15 protein-coding genes and 5 tRNA genes are annotated in these 22325 nt (G+C 46.2%); 4 read left to right on the top strand and 16 right to left on the bottom strand.

From position 1 onward, the window contains the following. Positions 1–47: 47 nt before the first annotated feature. The 16 genes from rpoC to murB form a co-directional block, all read right to left on the bottom strand. Positions 48–4265 (bottom strand): DNA-directed RNA polymerase subunit beta', encoded by a 4218-nt coding sequence (rpoC, locus tag K6Y21_RS12695; RefSeq protein ID WP_233072213.1) that lies wholly within the window; start codon positions 4263–4265, stop codon positions 48–50. Between the two features lie 78 nt (positions 4266–4343). Beyond that, positions 4344–8375 (bottom strand): DNA-directed RNA polymerase subunit beta, encoded by a 4032-nt coding sequence (gene rpoB, locus K6Y21_RS12690; protein WP_233072212.1) that lies wholly within the window; start codon positions 8373–8375, stop codon positions 4344–4346. Between the two features lie 218 nt (positions 8376–8593). Further along, the gene (gene rplL / locus K6Y21_RS12685; protein WP_233072211.1) at positions 8594–8962 is read right to left on the bottom strand and encodes a 50S ribosomal protein L7/L12; all 369 of its coding nucleotides are present in this window, start codon (positions 8960–8962) and stop codon (positions 8594–8596) included. A gap of 48 nt (positions 8963–9010) precedes the next feature. Next, the gene (rplJ, locus tag K6Y21_RS12680; RefSeq protein ID WP_233072210.1) at positions 9011–9514 is read right to left on the bottom strand and encodes a 50S ribosomal protein L10; all 504 of its coding nucleotides are present in this window, start codon (positions 9512–9514) and stop codon (positions 9011–9013) included. Between the two features lie 257 nt (positions 9515–9771). Then, positions 9772–10476, bottom strand: coding sequence for a 50S ribosomal protein L1 (rplA, locus tag K6Y21_RS12675; protein ID WP_233072209.1), 705 nt, complete (start codon positions 10474–10476; stop codon positions 9772–9774). Positions 10477–10479: 3 nt separating this feature from the next. Beyond that, complete coding sequence (rplK, locus tag K6Y21_RS12670) at positions 10480–10908, bottom strand: 50S ribosomal protein L11 (RefSeq protein WP_233072226.1); 429 nt, start codon at positions 10906–10908, stop codon at positions 10480–10482. A 267-nt stretch (positions 10909–11175) separates the two neighbouring features. Then, positions 11176–11727 (bottom strand): transcription termination/antitermination protein NusG, encoded by a 552-nt coding sequence (gene nusG, locus K6Y21_RS12665; RefSeq protein WP_233072208.1) that lies wholly within the window; start codon positions 11725–11727, stop codon positions 11176–11178. Positions 11728–11729: 2 nt separating this feature from the next. Next, complete coding sequence (gene secE / locus K6Y21_RS12660) at positions 11730–12113, bottom strand: preprotein translocase subunit SecE (RefSeq protein ID WP_233072207.1); 384 nt, start codon at positions 12111–12113, stop codon at positions 11730–11732. A 107-nt stretch (positions 12114–12220) separates the two neighbouring features. Continuing rightward, positions 12221–12296, bottom strand: a tRNA-Trp gene (locus K6Y21_RS12655). A gap of 151 nt (positions 12297–12447) precedes the next feature. Continuing rightward, positions 12448–13632, bottom strand: a complete 1185-nt coding sequence (gene tuf / locus K6Y21_RS12650; RefSeq protein WP_233072206.1) for an elongation factor Tu — start codon at positions 13630–13632, stop codon at positions 12448–12450. A 74-nt stretch (positions 13633–13706) separates the two neighbouring features. Next, a tRNA-Thr gene (locus tag K6Y21_RS12645) sits at positions 13707–13782 on the bottom strand. A gap of 10 nt (positions 13783–13792) precedes the next feature. Continuing rightward, positions 13793–13867 (bottom strand) — tRNA-Gly (locus K6Y21_RS12640). A gap of 44 nt (positions 13868–13911) precedes the next feature. Next, positions 13912–13995: transfer RNA gene (locus K6Y21_RS12635), tRNA-Tyr, on the bottom strand. A gap of 18 nt (positions 13996–14013) precedes the next feature. After that, positions 14014–14089: transfer RNA gene (locus K6Y21_RS12630), tRNA-Thr, on the bottom strand. A 164-nt stretch (positions 14090–14253) separates the two neighbouring features. Continuing rightward, positions 14254–15219 carry a bifunctional biotin--[acetyl-CoA-carboxylase] ligase/biotin operon repressor BirA gene (gene birA / locus K6Y21_RS12625; RefSeq protein ID WP_233072205.1) on the bottom strand — a complete coding sequence of 322 codons (966 nt, stop codon included), beginning with the start codon at positions 15217–15219 and terminating at the stop codon, positions 14254–14256. 21 nt (positions 15220–15240) lie between these two features. After that, positions 15241–16311: a UDP-N-acetylmuramate dehydrogenase gene (murB, locus tag K6Y21_RS12620; protein ID WP_233072204.1), complete on the bottom strand. Its 1071-nt coding sequence runs from the start codon at positions 16309–16311 to the stop codon at positions 15241–15243. A 411-nt stretch (positions 16312–16722) separates the two neighbouring features. On the opposite strand from murB, the gene K6Y21_RS12615 reads away from it, so the two are divergent. The 4 genes from K6Y21_RS12615 (at position 16723) to K6Y21_RS12600 (ending at position 22324) form a co-directional block, all read left to right on the top strand. Beyond that, positions 16723–17931, top strand: coding sequence for an ammonium transporter (locus tag K6Y21_RS12615; RefSeq protein ID WP_233072203.1), 1209 nt, complete (start codon positions 16723–16725; stop codon positions 17929–17931). Positions 17932–18253: 322 nt separating this feature from the next. Next, positions 18254–18988 carry a TetR/AcrR family transcriptional regulator gene (locus K6Y21_RS12610; RefSeq protein WP_233072202.1) on the top strand — a complete coding sequence of 245 codons (735 nt, stop codon included), beginning with the start codon at positions 18254–18256 and terminating at the stop codon, positions 18986–18988. 112 nt (positions 18989–19100) lie between these two features. Then, positions 19101–21464, top strand: a complete 2364-nt coding sequence (locus K6Y21_RS12605; RefSeq protein ID WP_349629494.1) for an efflux RND transporter permease subunit — start codon at positions 19101–19103, stop codon at positions 21462–21464. A 20-nt stretch (positions 21465–21484) separates the two neighbouring features. Next, on the top strand, positions 21485–22324 hold the full coding sequence (locus tag K6Y21_RS12600; protein ID WP_233072201.1) for an outer membrane lipoprotein-sorting protein: 840 nt from the start codon (positions 21485–21487) through the stop codon (positions 22322–22324). The last annotated feature ends 1 nt before the right edge of the window (position 22325 follow it).

Below are 22325 nucleotides of genomic sequence, written 5' to 3'. Positions count from 1 at the left end.
AAAAAAAGGCACCCGAAGGTGCCTTAAGACTGAGCTAAACTGGATGATTAATTGTCACCAGAATCAGCTAGGTTAAGTAGGTTCGCTAAGCTTTGCTCCGCTTCGTCAGCTGTTACCGGTGCAGGTTTGTCAGCATCTGGGTTATTGCGACGCTCGTTGCGCTCTTTATGGTAAGCATAACCGGTACCGGCTGGGATCAGACGACCCACGATAACGTTTTCTTTCAGACCACGTAGCTCGTCAACCTTACCGCCAACAGCCGCTTCCGTCAGTACGCGCGTCGTTTCTTGGAACGAAGCCGCAGAGATGAAAGATTCTGTTGCTAGTGATGCTTTAGTAATACCTAACAGTTCGTGAATGAACGTAGCAGGCTGTTTACCTTCAGCAATCAATTTGCGGTTAGCGATGTTAACGCGTGCCACTTCAACTTGCTCACCAGGTAAGAAGTCAGTATCGCCAGAAGTCTTAATCAACACCTTACGCAGCATTTGACGTACGATAACCTCAATGTGCTTATCGTTGATTTTTACGCCTTGTAGACGGTAAACGTCTTGTACTTCGTTAGCGATGTAATTAGCCACAGGGCTAATACCACGCAGACGTAAAATATCATGTGGTGATTCAGGACCATCGGCGATAACTTCACCTTTTTGAACCTTCTCACCCTCGAACACGTTAAGGTGACGCCACTTAGGAATCATCTCTTCGTAATGCTCGCCATCAGGCTGAGTGATCACGAGACGACGCTTACCTTTGGTCTCTTTACCGTAAGAAATGGTACCCGTTACTTCTGCAAGGATAGCCGCATCTTTTGGAGTACGTGCTTCGAATAAGTCCGCAACGCGAGGTAGACCACCGGTAATATCACGGGTCTTCGAGCTTTCTTGTGGAATACGCGCTAGCGCATCACCCACGTTAACTTGCGCGCCATCTTCTAGGTTAACAATCGCGTTACCTGGTAAGAAGTATTGTGCAGCAATGTCAGTGCCCGGAATGTTAATGTCGTTACCCGCAGCATCAACTAGCTTAACCATTGGGCGCATTTCTTTACCCGCACTTGGACGTTGACCTGGATCCAGAACAACAGTGCTAGATAGACCAGTTAGCTCGTCGGTTTGACGCGTCACCGTAACCGATTCAATCAAGTCAGCAAACTTGATGATACCCGCCACTTCAGTGATGATTGGGTGAGTATGTGGGTCCCAGTTGGCAACCACTTCACCGGCACTGATCGCTTCACCGTCTTTCTTCTCAAGGATCGCACCGTAAGGCACTTTGTGCGCTTCTTTGGTTTGACCTAGCTCGTCAAGTACCATTAACTCGGTCGAACGAGAAGTCACTACTGGCTTACCATCGCTGTTGACAACGAACTTAGCGTTGTGAAGTTTCACGCTACCTGTGTTCTTAACTTGGATGTTGTTCTCAGCTGACGCACGAGATGCCGCACCACCGATGTGGAAGGTACGCATGGTTAGCTGTGTACCCGGCTCACCGATTGATTGTGCTGCAATAACACCCACTGCCTCACCTTGACCGACTAAGTGGCCTCGTGCAAGGTCACGACCGTAACAGTGTGCACACACACCGTAGTCGTTTTCACAAGTGATAACCGAACGCACTTTAACTGTGTCTACCGAGTTTTCCTCGAGTAGGTCACACAGTTTCTCGTCAAGCATAACATTACGCTCAACCAGCACTTCGTCTTCAGTACCTGGCTTGATGATGTCTTCTGCAACCACACGACCTAGAACACGCTCGCGTAGTGGCTCAACAACGTCACCGCCTTCGATCAATGGCATCACGATCAGACCTTCGTGGGTACCACAATCTTCTTCGGTTACTACCAAGTCTTGTGCCACGTCAACTAGACGACGAGTTAGGTAACCCGAGTTCGCTGTCTTAAGTGCCGTATCCGCTAGACCCTTACGCGCACCGTGAGTAGAGATAAAGTACTGGAGTACGTTTAGACCTTCACGGAAGTTAGCCACGATTGGCGTTTCGATGATGGAGCCATCTGGCTTAGCCATCAGACCACGCATACCCGCTAGCTGACGAATCTGTGCCGCACTACCACGAGCACCTGAGTCGGCCATCATGTAAATGCTGTTAAATGACTTCTGAGTTTCCTCTTCACCGTCGCGGTTAATCACCGTTTCAGTTGACAGGTTTTCCATCATGGCTTTAGAAACTTGTTCGTTAGCCGAAGCCCAGATATCGATAACTTTGTTGTAACGCTCACCCGCGGTGACGAGACCTGATTGGAACTGTTCAGAAATTTCTTGAACTTCTTCTTCAGCGGCTTCAATGATGCCTTTCTTCTCGTCAGGGATTACCATGTCGTTGATACCAACCGATGCACCAGACAGAGTCGCGTAGTGGAAACCTGTGTACATTAATTGGTCAGCAAAGATAACCGTTGGTTTTAGACCGAGTTTACGGTAACAAGCGTTGATCAGACCCGATACTTGTTTCTTACCAATGGCTTGGTTAAACAGATCAAAATCCATTCCTGCCGGTGCGATCAACCAAAGAATCGAACGACCTACTGTGGTGTCCTTCAGGTTGGTCACTTCACTGCGGTTACCTTCATCATCGATAACGGTTTCAGTGATACGCACTTTAACGCGTGCATGTAATTCAACCATGCCCGCACGGTATGCTTTTTCAGCTTCTTTCGGGCTCTTGAACCACATGGCTTCGCCTTTCGCATTAATGCGATCACGCGTCATGTAGTAAAGACCCAATACAACGTCTTGCGAAGGTACGATAATTGGCTCACCGTTCGCAGGAGAAAGGACGTTGTTAGTTGACATCATTAGGGTACGTGCTTCTAACTGTGCTTCGATAGTTAGAGGTACGTGTACCGCCATTTGGTCACCGTCGAAGTCCGCGTTATAGGCCGCACACACCAAGGGGTGTAGTTGGATCGCTTTACCTTCGATGAGTACAGGTTCAAATGCTTGGATACCTAATCTGTGAAGTGTTGGTGCACGGTTTAACATAACCGGGTGTTCGCGGATAACTTCTTCTAAGATATCCCAAACTTCACCGCCTTCACGCTCAACTAGTTTCTTAGCTGCTTTGATGGTTGTCGCTAGGCCACGTGCTTCTAGTTTGCCATATACGAATGGCTTGAACAGTTCAAGGGCCATCTTCTTAGGCAGACCACACTGCTGTAGACGCAGTGTCGGACCTACGGTAATAACCGAACGACCTGAGTAGTCAACACGCTTACCTAGTAGGTTTTGACGGAAACGACCTTGTTTACCCTTGATCATATCAGCAAGGGATTTTAGAGGACGCTTGTTTGAACCTGTGATAGCGCGGCCACGACGACCGTTATCTAATAGCGCATCAACTGACTCTTGTAACATACGCTTTTCGTTACGTACGATGATGTCAGGAGCAGCAAGATCCAATAGACGCTTTAGACGGTTGTTACGGTTGATAACACGACGGTAAAGATCGTTAAGATCTGAAGTCGCGAAACGGCCGCCGTCTAGTGGTACAAGTGGACGTAGATCAGGTGGCAATACAGGAAGAACCGTTAGGATCATCCATTCAGGTTTGTTACCTGATTGCTCAAATGCTTCCATTAGCTTAAGACGCTTAGTCAGCTTCTTACGCTTAGTTTCAGAGTTAGTTGACTCTAACTCTTCGTGCATCACTTCGATTTCATTTTGCAGATCGATAGCTTTTAATAGCTGAAGTACGGCTTCTGCGCCCATCTTAGCTTCAAACTCATCGCCCCACTCTTCAAGCGCATCAAGGTAGTTTTCTTCGGTCAGCATCTGACCGCGCTCCAGGTTAGTCATACCTGGCTCGATAACCACGAAAGATTCAAAGTATAGGATACGCTCGATATCACGTAGCGTCATGTCTAGTAATAGACCGATGCGAGATGGTAGCGATTTTAAGAACCAAATGTGTGCAACCGGAGAAGCCAGCTCAATATGACCCATACGGTCACGGCGAACTTTAGTCTGGGTAACTTCTACGCCACACTTCTCACAGATAACACCACGGTGTTTCAAACGCTTGTACTTACCACACAAACATTCGTAGTCTTTAACTGGACCAAAAATACGCGCACAGAACAGGCCATCACGCTCAGGCTTGAAAGTACGGTAATTAATGGTTTCTGGCTTTTTCACTTCACCAAAAGACCAAGAACGAACTTGATCAGGTGAAGCAAGACCGATTTTGATGCCATCAAATTCTTCGGTCTTATTTTGCTGTTTTAAAAACTTTAATAAGTCTTTCACGTTTTTCTCCCACTGGGAACGACGCTAAAAGCGCTTTCGCGATGAAAGCGCTTTACTCACTTCAGGCTAAAGCCCTGCTTAACTCTCGTCTAGCTCGATGTTGATGCTTAGAGAACGGATTTCTTTCAACAATACGTTGAATGATTCAGGCATGCCTGGTTCCATTCTGTGGTCGCCGTCAACGATGTTCTTATACATCTTAGTACGACCGTTCACATCATCTGACTTCACCGTCAGCATTTCTTGAAGCGTATAAGCGGCACCGTATGCTTCTAGTGCCCATACTTCCATCTCACCGAAACGTTGACCACCGAACTGAGCTTTACCACCCAGAGGTTGTTGAGTTACTAGGCTGTAAGAGCCCGTAGAACGCGCATGCATCTTGTCATCAACCAAGTGGTTAAGTTTCAGCATGTACATGTAACCAACAGTCACTGGACGCTCGAATGGGTTACCAGTGCGGCCATCGAACAACTGTAGCTGACCTGAATCAGGTAAATCAGCTAAGCGCAGTAGCTCTTTAATTTCTGCTTCTTTGGCGCCATCAAACGCAGGTGTTGCCGTCGGCAGACCTTTACGTAAATGGTGCGCTAAGCGTAATACTTCATCATCGGTAAAGGTGGTTAGATCCACTTCCTGGCGAGTATTACCTAAATCATAAACCTGCTGGATAAACTCACGTAACTTAGCGATTTCAACTTCACGCTGCTCTTTAAGCATGCGATCAATTTTCTCGCCCACCCCTTTGGCCGCAAGACCTAAGTGGGTTTCAAGTACCTGACCTATGTTCATCCGTGACGGTACACCCAATGGGTTTAGTACGATGTCAACCGGTTCACCATGCTCGTCATGAGGCATGTCTTCGATAGGTACGATAGTCGAGATAACACCTTTGTTACCGTGACGACCCGCCATCTTATCACCCGGTTGAATACGACGTTTAACCGCTAGGTAAACTTTAACGATCTTCAATACGCCTGGTGCTAGGTCATCACCTTGGATGATCTTGCGACGCTTGATATCGAATTTCTTGTCGAATTCGGCTTTCAATTCGTCGTACTGTTCACCAATTTGTTCTAATTGGTTTTGTACTTCTTCGTCAGCCAGTGCAATTTCAAACCACTTATCGCGTGAGGTCTTAACCAGGGTTTCTTCTGATTTGCCTGCTGCAATTAATAGGTTCTTAGCACGAGAGAAGATGCCGTCTTCAAGGATCTTAAACTCTTCGGTTAAGTCCTTCTTCGCTTCTTTCAGCTGCATCTCTTCGATTTCGATTGCACGCTTATCTTTTTCTACACCATCACGCGTGAAGACTTGAACGTCGATAACCGTACCGTAAACCGAGTTAGATACACGTAGTGAGCTGTCTTTCACATCCGACGCTTTCTCACCGAAGATAGCACGTAGTAGCTTCTCTTCTGGGGTTAGCTGGGTCTCACCTTTAGGTGTTACTTTACCCACTAGGATGTCACCAGGCTTAACTTCAGCGCCGACATAAACAACACCAGATTCATCTAGTTTGCTTAGGGCTGATTCACCTACGTTCGGGATGTCCGCTGTGATCTCTTCTGGACCTAACTTAGTATCACGAGAGATACAAGAAAGCTCTTGAATGTGGATCGTGGTAAAGCGATCTTCTTTAACTACGCGCTCAGATACAGTGATCGAGTCCTCGAAGTTGTAACCGTTCCAAGGCATGAAGGCAATCTTCATGTTTTGGCCTAGGGCTAATTCACCCAAGTCGGTAGAAGGACCGTCAGCGAGTACGTCACCTTTAACAATTGGCTCACCCAACTTACAAGTTGGACGTTGGTTAATACAGGTGTTTTGGTTCGAACGGGTGTACTTGTTTAGGTTGTAAATGTCGATACCGGCTTCGCCTGGTACCATTTCTTCTTCATTTACCTTGATTACGATGCGAGATGCATCCACGTAATCAACCACACCACCACGTTTCGCGACCACAGTAACACCAGAGTCAACCGCGATACGCTTCTCAATACCGGTACCTACTAACGGCTTATCAGCGATTAGCGTAGGTACAGCTTGACGTTGCATGTTCGAGCCCATCAATGCACGGTTCGCATCATCGTGTTCTAGGAACGGGATAAGCGATGCCGCCACAGAAATGATCTGCTGTGGAGAAACGTCCATGTATTGAATTTGATCCGCTGTCATAAAGGTAGATTCACCTTTGTGACGACATGGGATCAACTCATCAATCAAGTTAGCTTCTTCGTCAACCGCGGCATTTGCCTGTGCGATAACATAGTTACCTTCTTCGATTGCCGACAGGTACTCAACGTCATCGGTCATCACCCCATCAACCACTTTACGGTATGGTGTTTCTAAGAAACCATACGAATTGGTACGTGAGAAGGTAGATAACGAGTTAATTAGACCGATGTTTGGACCTTCAGGCGTTTCGATCGGACATAAACGACCGTAGTGGGTCGGATGTACGTCGCGCACTTCAAAGCCTGCACGTTCACGTGTTAGACCACCTGGACCTAATGCAGAAATACGACGCTTGTGCGTGACTTCTGATAGCGGGTTGTTTTGGTCCATAAATTGTGACAACTGAGAAGAACCAAAGAATTCTTTCACAGCGGCCGAGATCGGTTTAGCGTTGATCAGATCTTGTGGCATTACCGCGTCTAGATCACCCAGTGACAGACGCTCACGCACGGCACGTTCTACGCGAACAAGGCCAACACGGAATTGGTTTTCAGCCATTTCACCAACACAACGGATACGACGGTTGCCTAAGTGATCGATATCGTCCACTTCGCCTTTACCATCGCGGATATTGATCAAGGTCTTCATGACCGCAACAATATCTTCTTTGCTTAATGTGCCTGCGCCTTGCTCGTCTTCAAAATCAACACGACGGTTAAACTTCATACGGCCTACTTTAGATAGGTCGTAACGATCGTCATTGAAGAACAGGTTTTCAAATAAGGCTTCAGCTGCATCACGCGTTGGTGGCTCACCAGGACGCATCATGCGATAAATTTCTACGAGCGCTTCAAGACGGTTAGTCGAAGCATCAATGCGTAGGGTATTTGAAATGTATGCACCGCTGTCTAATTCGCTCGTGTAAAGCGTTTCAAACTCTTTAATGCCAGCCAGTGACATTTCAGCAACCATTTCAAGGGTTAGCTCAGTGTTCGCAGGTACGATAACTTCGCCAGTTTCAGCATTGATGTAATCTTTTGCTGCCACTTTACCGACGATGTACTCAGCTGGCACTTCTAAGCGCTTAACGTCTTTTTTCTGCAACTCGCGAATATGGCGTGCAGTGATACGGCGACCGGTTTCTACCAGTACTTCGCCATCAACCATAATATCGAAGGTTGCGACTTCACCACGTAGACGATCAGCGATCAGATCTAACGTTAATTTACCGTCTTTGATCTCGAAATGTACTTTCTCGAAGAACATATCCAAGATTTCTTCCGTGCTGTACTCTAAGGCACGAAGAATGATCGTACTTGGTAGTTTACGACGACGGTCAATACGGACAAATAGGTTGTCTTTTGGATCGAACTCAAAATCTAACCAAGATCCACGGTAAGGAATAACTCGAGCATTATAAAGAACTTTACCAGAGCTATGGGTTTTACCCTTGTCATGGTCGAAGAAGACACCCGGAGAACGATGTAGCTGAGATACTATTACGCGCTCAGTACCATTGATAACGAAAGTACCGTTCTCTGTCATGAGTGGCATTTCACCCATGTACACTTCTTGCTCTTTAATATCCTTTACAGTGCCCGCTGGTGCGTCTCTATCATAAAGCACTAGACGTAGCTTGACTCGAAGGGGGGCGGAATATGTAACACCACGGATTTGACATTCTTTCACGTCAAACACAGGTTCGCCTAAGCGGAAACTCACATATTGTAATTCCGATGTACCAGAATAGCTCTTGATCGGAAATACGCTACGAAATGCAGCTTCTAGTCCAACTTCGCCTTCAGGATCAACGTTGATGAAACGTTTAAACGAATCAAGCTGGATAGACAATAGGTAAGGAGTCTCAATAACCTGCGGACGCTTACCAAAGTCCTTACGAATACGTTTTTTCTCTGTATAAGAGTAAACCATATGGTTCCTCAGCTCGCTGATAAGTGACCCACTCTGTCCAACCGTGGGACAGATCTTAGTTGTATCGTTTTGTAGTGCTAAATGTTAAACAACACATTTAGGCTTTAGCATAGTCGAACAAACGAGACGAAATTTCAACTATTCCTATAGCGCAAAAAGGCCGGTGCCATTAAGCACCAGCCTCTAGCCGAATAATCGACTAGTAATCTAATAATAGATTACTTAAGTTCAACTTCAGCACCAGCTTCTTCTAGAGCCGCTTTTAGGGCTTCAGCTTCAGCTTTGTCAACACCTTCTTTGATTGGTGCTGGAGCACCATCAACTACAGCTTTAGCTTCTTTCAGGCCTAGACCTGTAGCGCCACGTACTGCTTTGATAGCAGCAACTTTGTTAGCACCAGCAGACTTAAGAATTACTGTGAATTCTGTTTGCTCTTCAGCTGCACCGCCAGCGTCGCCGCCGCCAGCTACTACTGCTGCTGCAGCAGATACGCCGAATTTCTCTTCCATTGCTTCAACTAGTTCAACAACTTCCATTACAGACATAGCTGCAACTGCTTCTAAGATTTGGTCTTTAGTGATAGACATGACTCAAATTTCCTAAATATTTGAAATTTTTAAAAATAAGCAAGCTGATTAAGCTGCTTCTTGCTCTTTCTGTTCGCGAAGTGCTGCCAGAGTACGTACAAGTTTGCCAGCAGACGCTTCTTTCATCGTCATCATTAGCTGTGCAATAGCTTCGTCGTAAGTTGGTAGTTTCGCTAAGCGGTCAATTTGCTCTGCAGGGATGAATTCACCCTCAAAGGCTAACCCTTTAACTTCGAATTTCTTCTCTTCTTTAGCGAAGTCTTTTAGAAGACGCGCTGCTGCACCTGGGTGCTCTAGAGAGAATGCAATCAAAGTAGGACCAGTGAACACTTCTTGAAGACACTCAAAAGAAGTACCTTCAACAGCACGGCGAGCTAGTGTATTACGTACAACACGTAATGTAACACCAGCAGCACGCGCTTGCGCACGTAAACTAGTCATCTTACCTACTGTAACGCCACGTGAGTCAGCAACTACAGCAGATAGGGCAGCCTGGGCAGCTTCGTTGACTTCAGCAACAATTGCTTTTTTGTCTTCGAGTCTGATTGCCATTGGCTTTACTCCTGGATTCCATACCAGACAAATGTCTGGAAAAATAACCTCTTTACAGAGGGGCTTAATACGGTAAATCGGAACCAGCAGAATAATTCTATCTGGGGTCCGGTACACCATCTACGTTGGGAATTAAGTTGCCCTAAGGATAGATTAAAAATATATCTTGTGGACTAACACCAACGGTCTTGGAGGGGACCAATGGCCCTTTCCAAATCAAGGCGCAAAATTATACAACAATTTCACGCCTTGTCAAATTATGCTACTACGGTTACAAGTGTCGACTGGTCTACAGAAACACCTGCGCCCATGGTAGTAGAAATGGTCACTTTCTTGATGAACTGACCTTTAGCAGAAGAAGGCTTGGCTTTCTTCACAGCAATAAGCAGTGCTTCAAGGTTCTCTTTGATTTGCTCAGGAGAGAAAGTTGCCTTACCGATAGTGGTATGGATGATACCATTCTTGTCGTTACGGTAACGTACTTGACCTGCTTTCGCGTTCTTAACCGCGCCAGCTACGTCAGGAGTTACAGTACCCACTTTCGGGTTAGGCATTAGGCCGCGTGGACCTAAGATTTGGCCAAGTTGACCAACAACGCGCATGGCATCAGGAGATGCGATAACAACGTCGAAGTTCATTTCGCCAGCTTTAACTTGCTCAGCTAGGTCTTCCATACCAACGATGTCAGCACCCGCTTCTTTCGCCGCTTCAGCATTTGCACCTTGAGTGAATACCGCTACACGTACTTCACGACCAGTACCGTGTGGTAGTACAGTTGCACCACGTACGTTTTGGTCTGATTTACGCGCATCGATACCTAGGTTTACTGCTGCATCAACGCTTTCTACGAATTTAGCTGTCGCTAATTCTTGTAGTAGAGCAATAGCTTCGTTGATTTCGTACTCTTTAGTACCGTCAACTTTTTCTTTGATAGCGCGCATGCGCTTAGATAATTTAGCCATGTCTTAGCCCTCTACTACCAAGCCCATTGAACGGGCAGATCCAGCGATACAACGAACCTTCGCTTCTAAATCAGCACCAGTTAGATCTGGTTCTTTCATTTTCGCGATTTCTTCTAGTTGTGCGTTAGTTACTGTACCTACTTTAGTTTTGTTAGGTACTGCTGAACCAGACTTGATGCCAGCCGCTTTCTTAAGCAAGTAAGAAGCAGGTGGAGTCTTAGTTTCGAACGTGAAAGAACGGTCAGCATATACAGTAATAACTACTGGTACTGGTGCACCTTTTTCAAGAGAATCTGTTTTTGCGTTGAACGCTTTACAGAATTCCATGATGTTTACACCGTGTTGACCTAGCGCAGGACCAACCGGTGGACTTGGGTTAGCAGCACCAGCCGCTACTTGTAGCTTAATATAAGCCGTGACTTTTTTAGCCATTTTAAATACCTCGTGGGTGGGTGATAACGCCAGCGCCTTAGCGCTTGCTTCCCTATTACAAAAACAAATAAAGCCTTGTTTATTTGTCACTTTGGTCCGCTTTGTTTAGATTACAAACAACCCAGACATAAAAGAGCGCGTATTCTAGGTTAAAAATGGCGCAATTTCAAACAAAATAGCCGTTCCTTGAAAGAAAATCGCAGCCGAAAAAAAAGGTCTCTGTTGAGACCTTTTTCCGTTTAGCTATCAGCCTAGTTCAATACGGTATTATGATTTTTCAATCTGACCAAATTCTAAATCTACCGGTGTTGAACGACCAAAGATCAATACCGATACTTTCACGCGGCTCTTCTCGTAGTCGACTTCTTCCACCACACCATTAAAGTCAGCAAATGGGCCATCGATAACACGCACCACCTCACCTGGTTCAAACAAGGTTTTCGGTCTTGGCTTATCAATCGCATCTTGTAGACGATTAAGGATCGCATCGGCTTCTTTTTGTGAAATCGGCGCAGGACGTTCGGTCGTACCACCTATAAAGCCCATTACACGAGGAATACTGCGCACCAAGTGCCAAGTATCATCGTTCATCACCATTTTCACTAGTACATAACCAGGGAAAAACTTACGCTCACTTTTGCGTTTTTGTCCAGAGCGCATTTCAACCACTTCTTCAGTAGGCACAAGTACCTCTTCGAAGTAGTCTTCCATGTCATGCATTTTAATGTATTCTTTGAGGGTTTTGCTTACGCGTGCTTCATAGCCAGAAAACGCTTGCACCACGTACCATCTCATTTTTTGTTCTGCAATCTCAGTCATGATTAAAGACCAGCTCCAGTTATCCACGCCACAATACGAACAAAGATGCCATCAAGGCCCCACAAAATCAGTGCGGTGATAGCAGATACGGCAAGCACAATAAAAGTGGTTTGCATGGCTTCTTGGCGTGTCGGCCAGACCACTTTACGCACTTCAATATGTGCCTCTTTGGCAAAACTGATAAAGGTCTTACCTTTAGTCGTAGTTGCTGCAACACCGAGGGCAGCGACAACGAGGAAAATAACCCCAACTACACGTGCTAAGAAGTGAGCGTCAGCCTCACCTGCAAAATAGTTACCTACTACGGCACCGACTAAAAGTAGTGCTACTGTACACCACTTTAGTCCATCCATTGAACTACTGGTACTTTCATTGCTCGTTGTCATACAACCAAATCCACTTTTCGTAAATGCAAAAGCCCCGCATTGCGAGGTATCAGACCTGCCAAATAACCATTGGCCAGGTAACCTTGTTGATCTGCTGAGATCAAAATTGGCAGGGGTGGAGAGATTCGAACTCCCAACATTCGGATTTGGAATCCGACGTTCTGCCGTTGGAACTACACCCCTTTAATTCGGCCCTAGTATAGGGTTTTTTACTGCAAATGTAACCAACTAAACTTGGTTAACATCCTATCACTAAGATACTGACCCTTTTACGGGTCTATCTACCACAAAAGGCCGCCGAAGCGACCTTTTTAATCTTTCAACTCAATCGAACTTATTCGATGATTGAAGATACAACACCAGCACCAACTGTACGGCCACCTTCGCGGATTGCGAAACGTAGACCTTCGTCCATTGCTACTGGAGCGATTAGCTCAACAACAAACTTAAGGTTGTCGCCAGGCATTACCATTTCTACACCTTCTGGTAGCTCTACTGCACCAGTGATGTCAGTTGTACGGAAGTAGAACTGTGGACGGTAACCTTTGAAGAATGGCGTGTGACGACCACCTTCATCTTTAGATAGTACGTATACTTCTGATTCAAACTTAGTGTGTGGAGTGATTGAACCAGGCTTAGCTAGTACTTGACCACGCTCTACGTCTTCACGCTTAGTACCACGTAGTAGGATACCACAGTTCTCACCTGCACGACCTTCGTCTAGCAGCTTACGGAACATCTCAACACCTGTACAAGTTGTCTTAGTAGTTTCGCGGATACCTACGATTTCTACTTCGTCTTGTACTTTGATGATACCAGCTTCGATACGGCCAGTTACTACTGTACCACGACCTTGGATTGAGAATACGTCTTCGATAGGCATGATGAATGGCTTATCGATTTCACGCTCTGGCTCTGGGATGTAAGTGTCTAGTGCTTCAGCTAGCTCTAGTACTTTCGCTTCCCACGCTTCGTCGCCTTCTAGGGCTTTAAGCGCTGAACCTTGGATTAGTGGTAGGTCATCACCTGGGAAGTCGTACTCAGATAGAAGTTCACGAACTTCCATTTCTACTAGCTCTAGTAGCTCTTCGTCGTCAACCATGTCACATTTGTTCATGAATACGATGATGTAAGGTACACCAACTTGACGAGAAAGTAGGATGTGCTCACGAGTTTGTGGCATTGGGCCATCTGTCGCAGCTACTACTAGGATTGCACCGTCCATTTGTGCAGCACCAGTGATCATGTTTTTAACATAATCGGCGTGTCCTGGACAGTCTACGTGTGCGTAGTGACGAGTCGGTGTGTCGTACTCGATGTGAGAAGTATTGATCGTAATACCGCGCTCACGCTCTTCTGGAGCATTATCGATAGATGCGAAATCTTTAGTTTCACCACCGTAAGCTTTAGTAAGTACTGCAGAGATTGCAGCAGTTAGAGTTGTTTTACCATGGTCAACGTGACCGATAGTGCCCACGTTTACGTGAGGCTTACTACGTTCAAATTTTTCTTTAGACATGATCGCCCCTCAGAGACAGATACGGTGAAAGATTTCACACTAGCAAATATAAAAAGGATTAAAGTACTAGAAAGTGGTGCTGATAGGCAGATTTGAACTGCCGACCTCACCCTTACCAAGGGTGTGCTCTACCAACTGAGCTATATCAGCATTTTTTAATTGGAGCGGGCAGCGGGAATCGAACCCGCATCATCAGCTTGGAAGGCTGAGGTAATAGCCATTATACGATGCCCGCATCATGCTTCTAGTTGTTCATTTAGAACTACTTCAAACCATAGATGGTGGGGGGGGACGGATTCGAACCATCGAAGCTTTCGCGGCAGATTTACAATCTGCTCCCTTTGGCCACTCGGGAACCCCCCCATTACTTAAATGATTAAATGGTGCCGACTACCGGAATCGAACTGGTGACCTACTGATTACAAGTCAGTTGCTCTACCTACTGAGCTAAGTCGGCGTCATTTAAGTGAGGCGCATTCTATGTAATAGTTTTCGTGGTTGCAACACTAAAACACGAAAAAATACGAGAAAATGCGTGAATGGATAAAGTTCATACAAAAATCGTTAGTTGGATTAAACCTAAGGGCACGTTTTGCTGATATTTTGTTCCTTTGGCCGACTTTATTGATTGGCCAAACGTAACGATATCTCGCCACCAATAAACGCCTTGACGATTCCGTGTTGTTCAACCAATAACGCCCCTTGCTGATCCACACCGCGGGCTATCCCACTCAGGGTTTTTGGTCCCATGATCAAATTAACGGGTCGGTTGATAAACGCATCTAGCTCCTGCCATCGAGGTAAAAATGGCGCTAAGCCTGCTTGTTCATACAAGGTTAAGGTTTGCTCTAGCGCCATAATAATATGTGCAGCCAAGGTATTTCGGCTAATTTCAACGCCGCAAATTTGACTTAAGTCGGCCCAAGGCTGATCAATTTCAGCGGCCATTTGGCTGGGCATTTTTATATTTAAACCCAGACCCACTACGAGTTGGCATGGCCCCGCAGCCTGCGCTGACATCTCCACTAAAATGCCTGCCAGCTTCTTATCATTGACATAGATATCATTGGGCCATTTGAGTTTGACACCCGTCACGCCTAATGCGGTTAACGCATTAACGGCCGCAATCCCAGCAGCTAAGCTCAACCCCATCGCGGCCTCAACACCGGATTCAAGCTGCCAATACATGGATAAGTATAAATGAGAGCCAAAAGGCGATACCCATTTGCGCCCTCGACGGCCGCGACCGGCACTTTGACACTCCGCCAAACACGTTGCACCTGAGCTTAATTGGTCTAACCTATCCATCAAGTATTGGTTGGTTGAGTCAATTTCAGTAAAAACCTCGACCGCCTCTTGCCCTGATTCACGTTTAATAACATCCACATCAAGTAGCTCTATCGCATCAGCTAACTTGTAACCTTTGCCTTTGACGGTGTGAATGTCTAATCCGAGTTGCTGCGCCTGTTTAATATAATTGCTGATCGTGGTGCGGCTCACACTCAGTTGCTCACCTAACCATTCACCTGAATAGAACTGGCCGTCCGCGAGCAGTTGAATAAGTCGATTTACCTGATCCCTTGCCATCGCTCTACTTCCTTTTCTAAGTTACTCACCACATTCTGCCTCGAGCGCTTGGTGCTCGTATTTGAGCATCATTTCATCCAAATTCGTTTCGCCTTGTGCACCGATAAAGCGCACTTCATGCTCTAACAGCACACCGAAGCGCTCTGCTACCTGAGTGCGTACCAACCAAGCTAATTCCACGACGTCTTTTGCGCTCGCAGCCCCTGTATTCACTAGGACTAGCGCTTGCTGTTGGTGAACTTGCGCACCGCCCACCTTACGGCCCTTTAAGCCACACTGATCAATCAACCAGCCCGCCGCGAGCTTTTTTTGTCCAGCGATGGCGGTGTCGTAAATCGGCATATCTGGATATGCAATGGCTAAGGCTTGCGCTTGCGCTTCTGGCACGGCTGGATTCTTAAAAAAGCTACCGGCGTTACCTAACTCACTTGGATCAGGTAACTTTTGACTGCGAACTTGGCAAACTAAATCATAGATTTCGCTGGCCGATGCCGATGGAGTCAGAGCCTTTAGATCACCATAACTGATAACAGGCTGCCACTGTTTTGGTAATCGGTAAGTGACTTCGACAATCACATGAGAATCTTTGAACGCATGCTTGAACACACTATCTCGATACCCAAATTGGCAATCATCCTTAGACATCCATTGCCATTGCCGCTGGGTTAGGTCAAAGGCCTTCACTTGCTCAATAAAGTCCTTAACTTCTACGCCATAGGCACCAATATTTTGCACCGGTGTTGCGCCTACGCAACCTGGAATCAAGGCGAGGTTTTCCAGCCCGAAATAGCCCTGCGCTAAACACCAAGTGACAAATTCATGCCAATTTTCTCCCGCCCCTACGCGGATCAGCCAAGCGTCACCATCATCAATCACTTCTTTGCCGGTCAATTCAGGTTTCAGCAACACCCCATCAAAGTTTTCACAAAACAAAAGGTTGCTTCCACCTGCGAGAATAAAGTGAGGCTTATCTTGAGGTAACTCAAACTGTTCTAAATCGGCTTCACAAGTCACCACTGCCAACTGTTGGGCAGTTACGTTAAGGGCAAATGAATTAAATGAGACTAATGATTGCTGGGAGGAAATATACATAAAGAAGGCCTAAATCGAATGTCAGCGAGTGATTATACGGAAAATAATCACTTAAAGCGCGAATGAAAGCAAACTTGCAAAGCAAACTTGGCCATATAAGCAAAACACACTACAAGCACCAGATAAGAGCATTAGGTGCCGCAGTTGCACCATATTAATGCACGCTCTAGCTATTATTCACTGCAACCCATTCATTTAGCGCCCAGTTAGCGCCCCATCTTACAGCATTCGCACTAAAATAACGCTTAATACGATTTTGGCATGATTTCTGCTGTGTCCTTACCAACCTAAACGGCAACCTCGTCGTTTAATGGCAATCTAATTGTGTATCTTACAAACATGACAACATCGCTTTATTAGCTGCCAAAATGACAAACACAAGATCATAAGCAGCAAAGCAAGGGAGAGAAAGTGGACAACATCAACAGCGCAGTAGAGACGTTAGTACAAAGTTCTAACACACTGTTTATTCTTATGGGCGCCATCATGGTGCTTGCCATGCACGCCGGTTTTGCCTTCTTAGAAGTAGGGACAGTACGCAAGAAAAACCAAGTCAACGCCTTGGTTAAAATTATTGCTGATTTCGGCTTTTCGGCCGTGATCTACTTCTTTATCGGCTACTGGATCGCTTACGACACCACGTTCCTTGCTCCCGCGAGTGAGCTTGCACAAAACAACGGGTACGAGTTAGTTAAGTTTTTCTTCTTACTCACTTTTGCTGCCGCTATCCCAGCCATTATTTCTGGAGGTATTGCCGAGCGAGCAAGATTTTATCCGATGTTAGCGGCCTCAGGCTTAATTGTTGGCTTCATCTACCCCTTCTTTGAAGGCCTGATCTGGAACGGTAACTATGGCTTCCAAGCTTGGCTAGAAGCCAGCTTTGGTGCTGGTTTCCATGACTTTGCTGGCTCTGTCGTCGTCCATGGCGTAGGCGGATGGTTAGCCTTAGTTGCAGTATTGTTTTTAGGCATACGTAATGGTCGTTACCGCAATGGCAAGTTGGTTGCGTTCGCCCCGTCAAACATTCCTTTTCTTGCGCTCGGTGCATGGATCTTAACCGTAGGCTGGTTTGGCTTTAACGTGATGTCAGCACAAACCATGGATGGCATTTCAGGCCTTGTCGCGGTGAACTCGTTAATGGCCATGGTCGGCGGCATTATCGTCTCATTACTCATGGGTAAAAATGACCCTGGCTTTATCCACAATGGCCCGTTAGCTGGTTTAGTTGCCGTCTGTGCAGGCTCAGATCTGATGCATCCTGTTGGTGCATTAATCACAGGCGGTGTTGCTGGCGGCTTGTTTGTGGTGTTATTCACTTACCTACAAAACCGCATGAAACTTGATGACGTGCTCGGTGTTTGGCCTCTCCACGGTGTGTGTGGTGCTTGGGGTGGTATTGCAGCCGGTATCTTTGGCAGCGAAGCCTTAGGTGGCCTAGGTGGCGTTAGCTTAATGGCGCAATTGATTGGCACCTTCGCTGGCATTGTCGTTGCCGTTATTGGTGGTATCATCGTTTACGGCATCTTGGCAAAAACAGTCGGATTACGTATGGATCAGGAAGATGAATATCAAGGTGCGGATTTGAGCATTCACAAGATTGGCTCTATCAACGAAGATTAAGTTAACCCTTACATTCATCGTAAAACGGGCATGATAATGCCCGTTTTCAATGCCTCCCTCCTGAATCTGACAGCCCCCCCCTCCCATCAAAAACAGAAAGCCATTGTTTTAGTTTAAATTAACCTTCAGATCACGATTCCATACTGAAAAAAAAACGATAAAAAATGTAAATAAAAATTGACATCAAGAATAAGTAAAACTAAATTTGTGACGATTCGTCAAAAAATGTCTCTTGGTCAAAGTCGCAGATTATGCAGCAGATCGTGGTTCACCTAGATCAAACTGGTATAATCCACCTAAGATCATTAGAGCGTAACAATATATGACAACACAGACCCGAAAAGCCAGAGAGGTGGCAGAGCGCGAAGAATTACTGATTGATTTAGCTATCGAGATCATTGAGCAACATGGTTTTGCTCAGTTGACCATGGATAAGTTAACAGCGCGCTCCGAATACTCTAAAGGCACGGTGTATAACCATTTTTCGAGTAAAGAAGATCTATGGTGTGCATTATGTGCCCGGGGATTGCGGATACAGCGAAGTATGTTTGGTAAGTTGGCTCAGTTTCAAGGCAATAGCCGAGAAGCTATTTTAGCCTTAAGTTTTGGTTACGAACTGTTTACCTTATGCTATCCCACCCTCACTATGGTGTCATTAAGGGTCATGAGCCCAGCGGTGTTTGAAAAAGCCTCACCCGCTAGGATCAAGGTGTTGTCAGAAACCGAAGATGAAATGGTGCAAATGTTGAAAGGGATGATAGAAGTTGCCATGGACAAAGGTGAATTGAGTCGCCGTTACCAAGACAATTTGTATCAGATTACCTTTGCGATTTGGGCAATGAGCTTTGGCTCGGTGACCATTATGCGTAATTCAACCCCAGCGCCTTGTCTTGAGCGTATCGATCATGACTCGGCAGTACTCACCAATGCGTCTATTGTACTCGACGGTTTGCAGTGGCAACCTTACTCTTGGGAGTTTGATTATCACGCCAGTTGGCAACGAATAGCCAAAGAGATGTTTGCAGACGAATTAGCTCAGCTGTCACAACGCAGCTAGCGACCATGCCGGTAAATTGTCTAGCGCCATTTACTGGTTTTTTTATAACAAAAGTTGACGATTCGTCATTTATTGTCGCTTTGCCATAAATGCAAGCCACCTTTGCGAGGGAATGATGCAAAATTTTAACTCTGCGGCTCCAAGTCGCTGGCAGTACTGGGTCGTAGAACGACCCATCATCAGCTTACTTATCACCATGCTTATCGTCTTTAGCTTCGGCTTTGGCACAAGTAAGTTATTCTTTGATGGTGATTATCGCGTTTTTTTCGGAGATGATAATCCACAACTTCTTGCATTTGAGCAGATGCAAAACGTCTATAGCAAATCCGATTCGGTCAGTTTTATCATTGCCCCAAAATCAGGCAAGGTGTTTACCCGTGAAACCTTAAATCAAGTTCACGAGATGACGGAAGCAGCATGGCAAACCCCCTATTCCACTCGGGTAGATTCCATTACCAATTACCAACATACCCAAGCTGAAGCCGACGATCTGTTAGTTGAAGATTTATTACTTGAGCCTGAAACCTTAGATCCAGCCAAGATCGAACAGATCCGCCAGATTGCCCTCACCGAACCCAACTTAGTCAATAAGCTTATCGGCTCGGCAGGCGATGTCACCATCATCAATGTTACCGTTCAACTCCCCGAAATCGATCCGCTGACCGAAGGCCCGGCCGTTGCTCATTTTGCCAAAGAGCTACAAGCACAGTTCCACCAGCGCTATCCTGATACCGAGATCCGACTTTCCGGGTTAGTGATGCTTAACGATGCCTTTGCAACTTATGCACAAAACGATTCAAGCACCTTAGTGCCAGCTATGTTCTTGTTGATTTTAATCATGCTGGCTATTTTGCTGCGCTCCGTGTTGGGCACCTTGGCTTCACTTGCCGTCATTATCACCACCATTGCGGCCACCTTAGGCGTTTCGGGCTGGCTTGGCATTGCTCTCACCACGCCGACGGTTAATGTTCCCACCATAGTGATGACCTTGGCCGTGGCCGACTGTGTGCATATCATCAGTAGCTTGCTGTTGGCTATGCGCAATGGACAAACTAAACAGCAGGCTATTTACACGAGCTTGGCACAAAACGTTAAGCCCGTCTTTATCACCAGTGCAACCACAGCCATCGGCTTTTTGTCCCTAAACTTTTCCGATTCGCCGCCACTGCGCGATTTAGGTAACCTAGTGGCAGTGGGAATGTTATTTGCCTTCTTGTTTTCAGTAACCTTACTACCCGCTTTATTAAGTTTAATGCCAATCAAGGTGGCGGCTAAAACCAAACCTTCCAATGCCATGACACGATTTGCCAACTGGGTGATCGCCAAACAAAAGCCCGTGTTAGTTTGTGGCCTATTGATCGTGGCGGGGCTTGCCTCTCAGGTCCCTAATAACCAAGTCAATGATGACTCTTTGAAGTACTTCAGCACCGACACCACTTTTCGCCAAGATTCAGACTACATGGCGCAGCATATTTCTGGGATGACAAGCTTAGAATTCAGCCTCGAAAGTGGTCAAAGCAATGGCATTAACCACCCTGAATTTCTAGCCGATTTAGCCGCGTTCACCACTTGGTTACGCCAGCAGCCGGAAACGGATCACGTTAGCTCCCTCAGCGATACCGTGGCCCGTTTGAATAAGAATATGCACGGCGACGATCCTGCCCAATATCGCCTGCCTACCCAGCAGGAATTAGCCGCGCAATACTTATTAATGTATGAAATGAGCCTGCCATACGGCTTGGATCTTAATAACCAGATCAACATAGATAAGTCGGCCACTCGTGTTGTTGCCACCTTTAAAAACTTAGGCAGCAACGAGATCCTAGCCCTTGAACAGCGTGCTAATGACTGGTTTGCCACTCAAGCCCCTCACATTAAGGTATCGATATCAAGCACCAGCTCAATGTTTGCTCATGTTGGCGAACGCAACATGTCAAGTATGCTAATGGGCACCGCTTTCGCACTGGTTTTAATCTCTGCCCTGTTAGGTTTTGCACTGCGTTCATGGCGCTTAGGCTTTATTAGCTTATTGCCTAATATCCTGCCGGGATTAGCAGGGTTTGGTTTATGGTCTTTAGTCAGTGGTGAAATCAATCTCGCGCTGTCGATTGTCTCAAGTTTAACCTTAGGCATAGTCGTTGATGACACGGTGCATTTTTTAAGTAAGTACCAACACGCCCGTAAACAAGGCCAGTCAAGTGAACAAGCCGTTATCTACGCCTTTAACAACGTTGGCCGTGCATTACTCATTACCACCTTAGTGATCTGTGTTGGTTTTGCCGTCCTCACTCAATCGAACTTTGCACTCAACGCCGATATGGGCCTATTAACCGCTATTGTGGTGTTTATTGCCCTAGTGATTGACCTACTTATTCTACCGGCCTTTTTATTGGTGTTTGACCGCACACCTGCAACGGCTAAGCCCAGCACGGAGCCATCCACGCAACTCAATATCAACGCCGCGACCCAAGCTTAATTTATTAATAAGGAATCCACATGAAACAATCGATGACAACATTACTGTTTGGTGCCACGTTAGTTGGCTTTACCACCCTTGCTGTAGCAGACCAAGGCACGACAGAACAAACCGACGATCCGGCGGCGCGAGGGCTGAGCATTATGCAAGAGCGTAAAGCAAGAGATACCGGCTGGCAAAGCAGTGAGGCAAGCTTAGAAATGCTGTTAACCAATGCGCAAGGGCAAACGAGTTCACGCCAGTTAAGAATGAAAAACCTAGAAGTTGCCGGAGATGGTGATAAATCATTAAGTATCTTTGATACCCCGCTCGATGTAAAAGGCACGGCTTTTTTAAGTTTTTCTCACGTTAACACGGCCGATGACCAATGGCTTTACTTGCCGGCTTTAAAGCGTGTTAAGCGTATTTCATCACGCAATAAATCGGGCCCCTTTATGGGCAGTGAATTCGCCTACGAAGATTTAAGCTCATTTGAAGTGCCTAAGTACCAATATCGCTACCTTGGCGAAGAAGAAATTGCCGGCCAAGCAACCTGGAAAATCGAAAATATTCCCAACGATGAATATTCAGGATACAGCAAACTGGTTAGCTGGATCGATCAGCAAGAATACCGCGTCTTGAAAACGCAATATTACGATCGTAAGTCGGCACTCTTAAAAACCTTACAATTTAGTGACTACCAAGCTCATCCCGTCGACACACCGAACGGCGAGCGTAAATCGTTTTGGCGCGCCAATCAATTGAGCATAGAAAATCACCAAACCGGCAAAGCAACCCAACTGATTTTCAAAGAATACCGCTTCAATACGGGCTTAAGTGAAGCCGATTTTAACAAGAGCAAGCTCAAACGCGCACGCTAAG

This window comes from Motilimonas eburnea, assembly GCF_021295345.1.
Classification (GTDB): domain Bacteria; phylum Pseudomonadota; class Gammaproteobacteria; order Enterobacterales; family CBDFNC01; genus Motilimonas; species Motilimonas eburnea.
This window is presented reverse-complemented; position numbering and strand designations above follow the sequence as displayed.

What these genes read in the sequence shown, in the direction of transcription:
- K6Y21_RS12610 (WP_233072202.1), top strand. Translation starts at nt 18,254, where the DNA reads ATGACAACACAGACCCGAAAAGCCAGAGAGGTGGCAGAGCGCGAAGAA.
- birA (WP_233072205.1), bottom strand. Translation starts at nt 15,219, where the DNA reads ATGGCAAGGGATCAGGTAAATCGACTTATTCAACTGCTCGCGGACGGC.
- rplJ (WP_233072210.1), bottom strand. Translation starts at nt 9,514, where the DNA reads ATGGCAATCAGACTCGAAGACAAAAAAGCAATTGTTGCTGAAGTCAAC.
- K6Y21_RS12605 (WP_349629494.1), top strand. Translation starts at nt 19,101, where the DNA reads ATGATGCAAAATTTTAACTCTGCGGCTCCAAGTCGCTGGCAGTACTGG.
- tuf (WP_233072206.1), bottom strand. Translation starts at nt 13,632, where the DNA reads ATGTCTAAAGAAAAATTTGAACGTAGTAAGCCTCACGTAAACGTGGGC.
- secE (WP_233072207.1), bottom strand. Translation starts at nt 12,113, where the DNA reads ATGACAACGAGCAATGAAAGTACCAGTAGTTCAATGGATGGACTAAAG.
- nusG (WP_233072208.1), bottom strand. Translation starts at nt 11,727, where the DNA reads ATGACTGAGATTGCAGAACAAAAAATGAGATGGTACGTGGTGCAAGCG.
- murB (WP_233072204.1), bottom strand. Translation starts at nt 16,311, where the DNA reads ATGTATATTTCCTCCCAGCAATCATTAGTCTCATTTAATTCATTTGCC.
- K6Y21_RS12600 (WP_233072201.1), top strand. Translation starts at nt 21,485, where the DNA reads ATGAAACAATCGATGACAACATTACTGTTTGGTGCCACGTTAGTTGGC.
- rpoB (WP_233072212.1), bottom strand. Translation starts at nt 8,375, where the DNA reads ATGGTTTACTCTTATACAGAGAAAAAACGTATTCGTAAGGACTTTGGT.
- rplK (WP_233072226.1), bottom strand. Translation starts at nt 10,908, where the DNA reads ATGGCTAAAAAAGTCACGGCTTATATTAAGCTACAAGTAGCGGCTGGT.
- rplL (WP_233072211.1), bottom strand. Translation starts at nt 8,962, where the DNA reads ATGTCTATCACTAAAGACCAAATCTTAGAAGCAGTTGCAGCTATGTCT.
- rplA (WP_233072209.1), bottom strand. Translation starts at nt 10,476, where the DNA reads ATGGCTAAATTATCTAAGCGCATGCGCGCTATCAAAGAAAAAGTTGAC.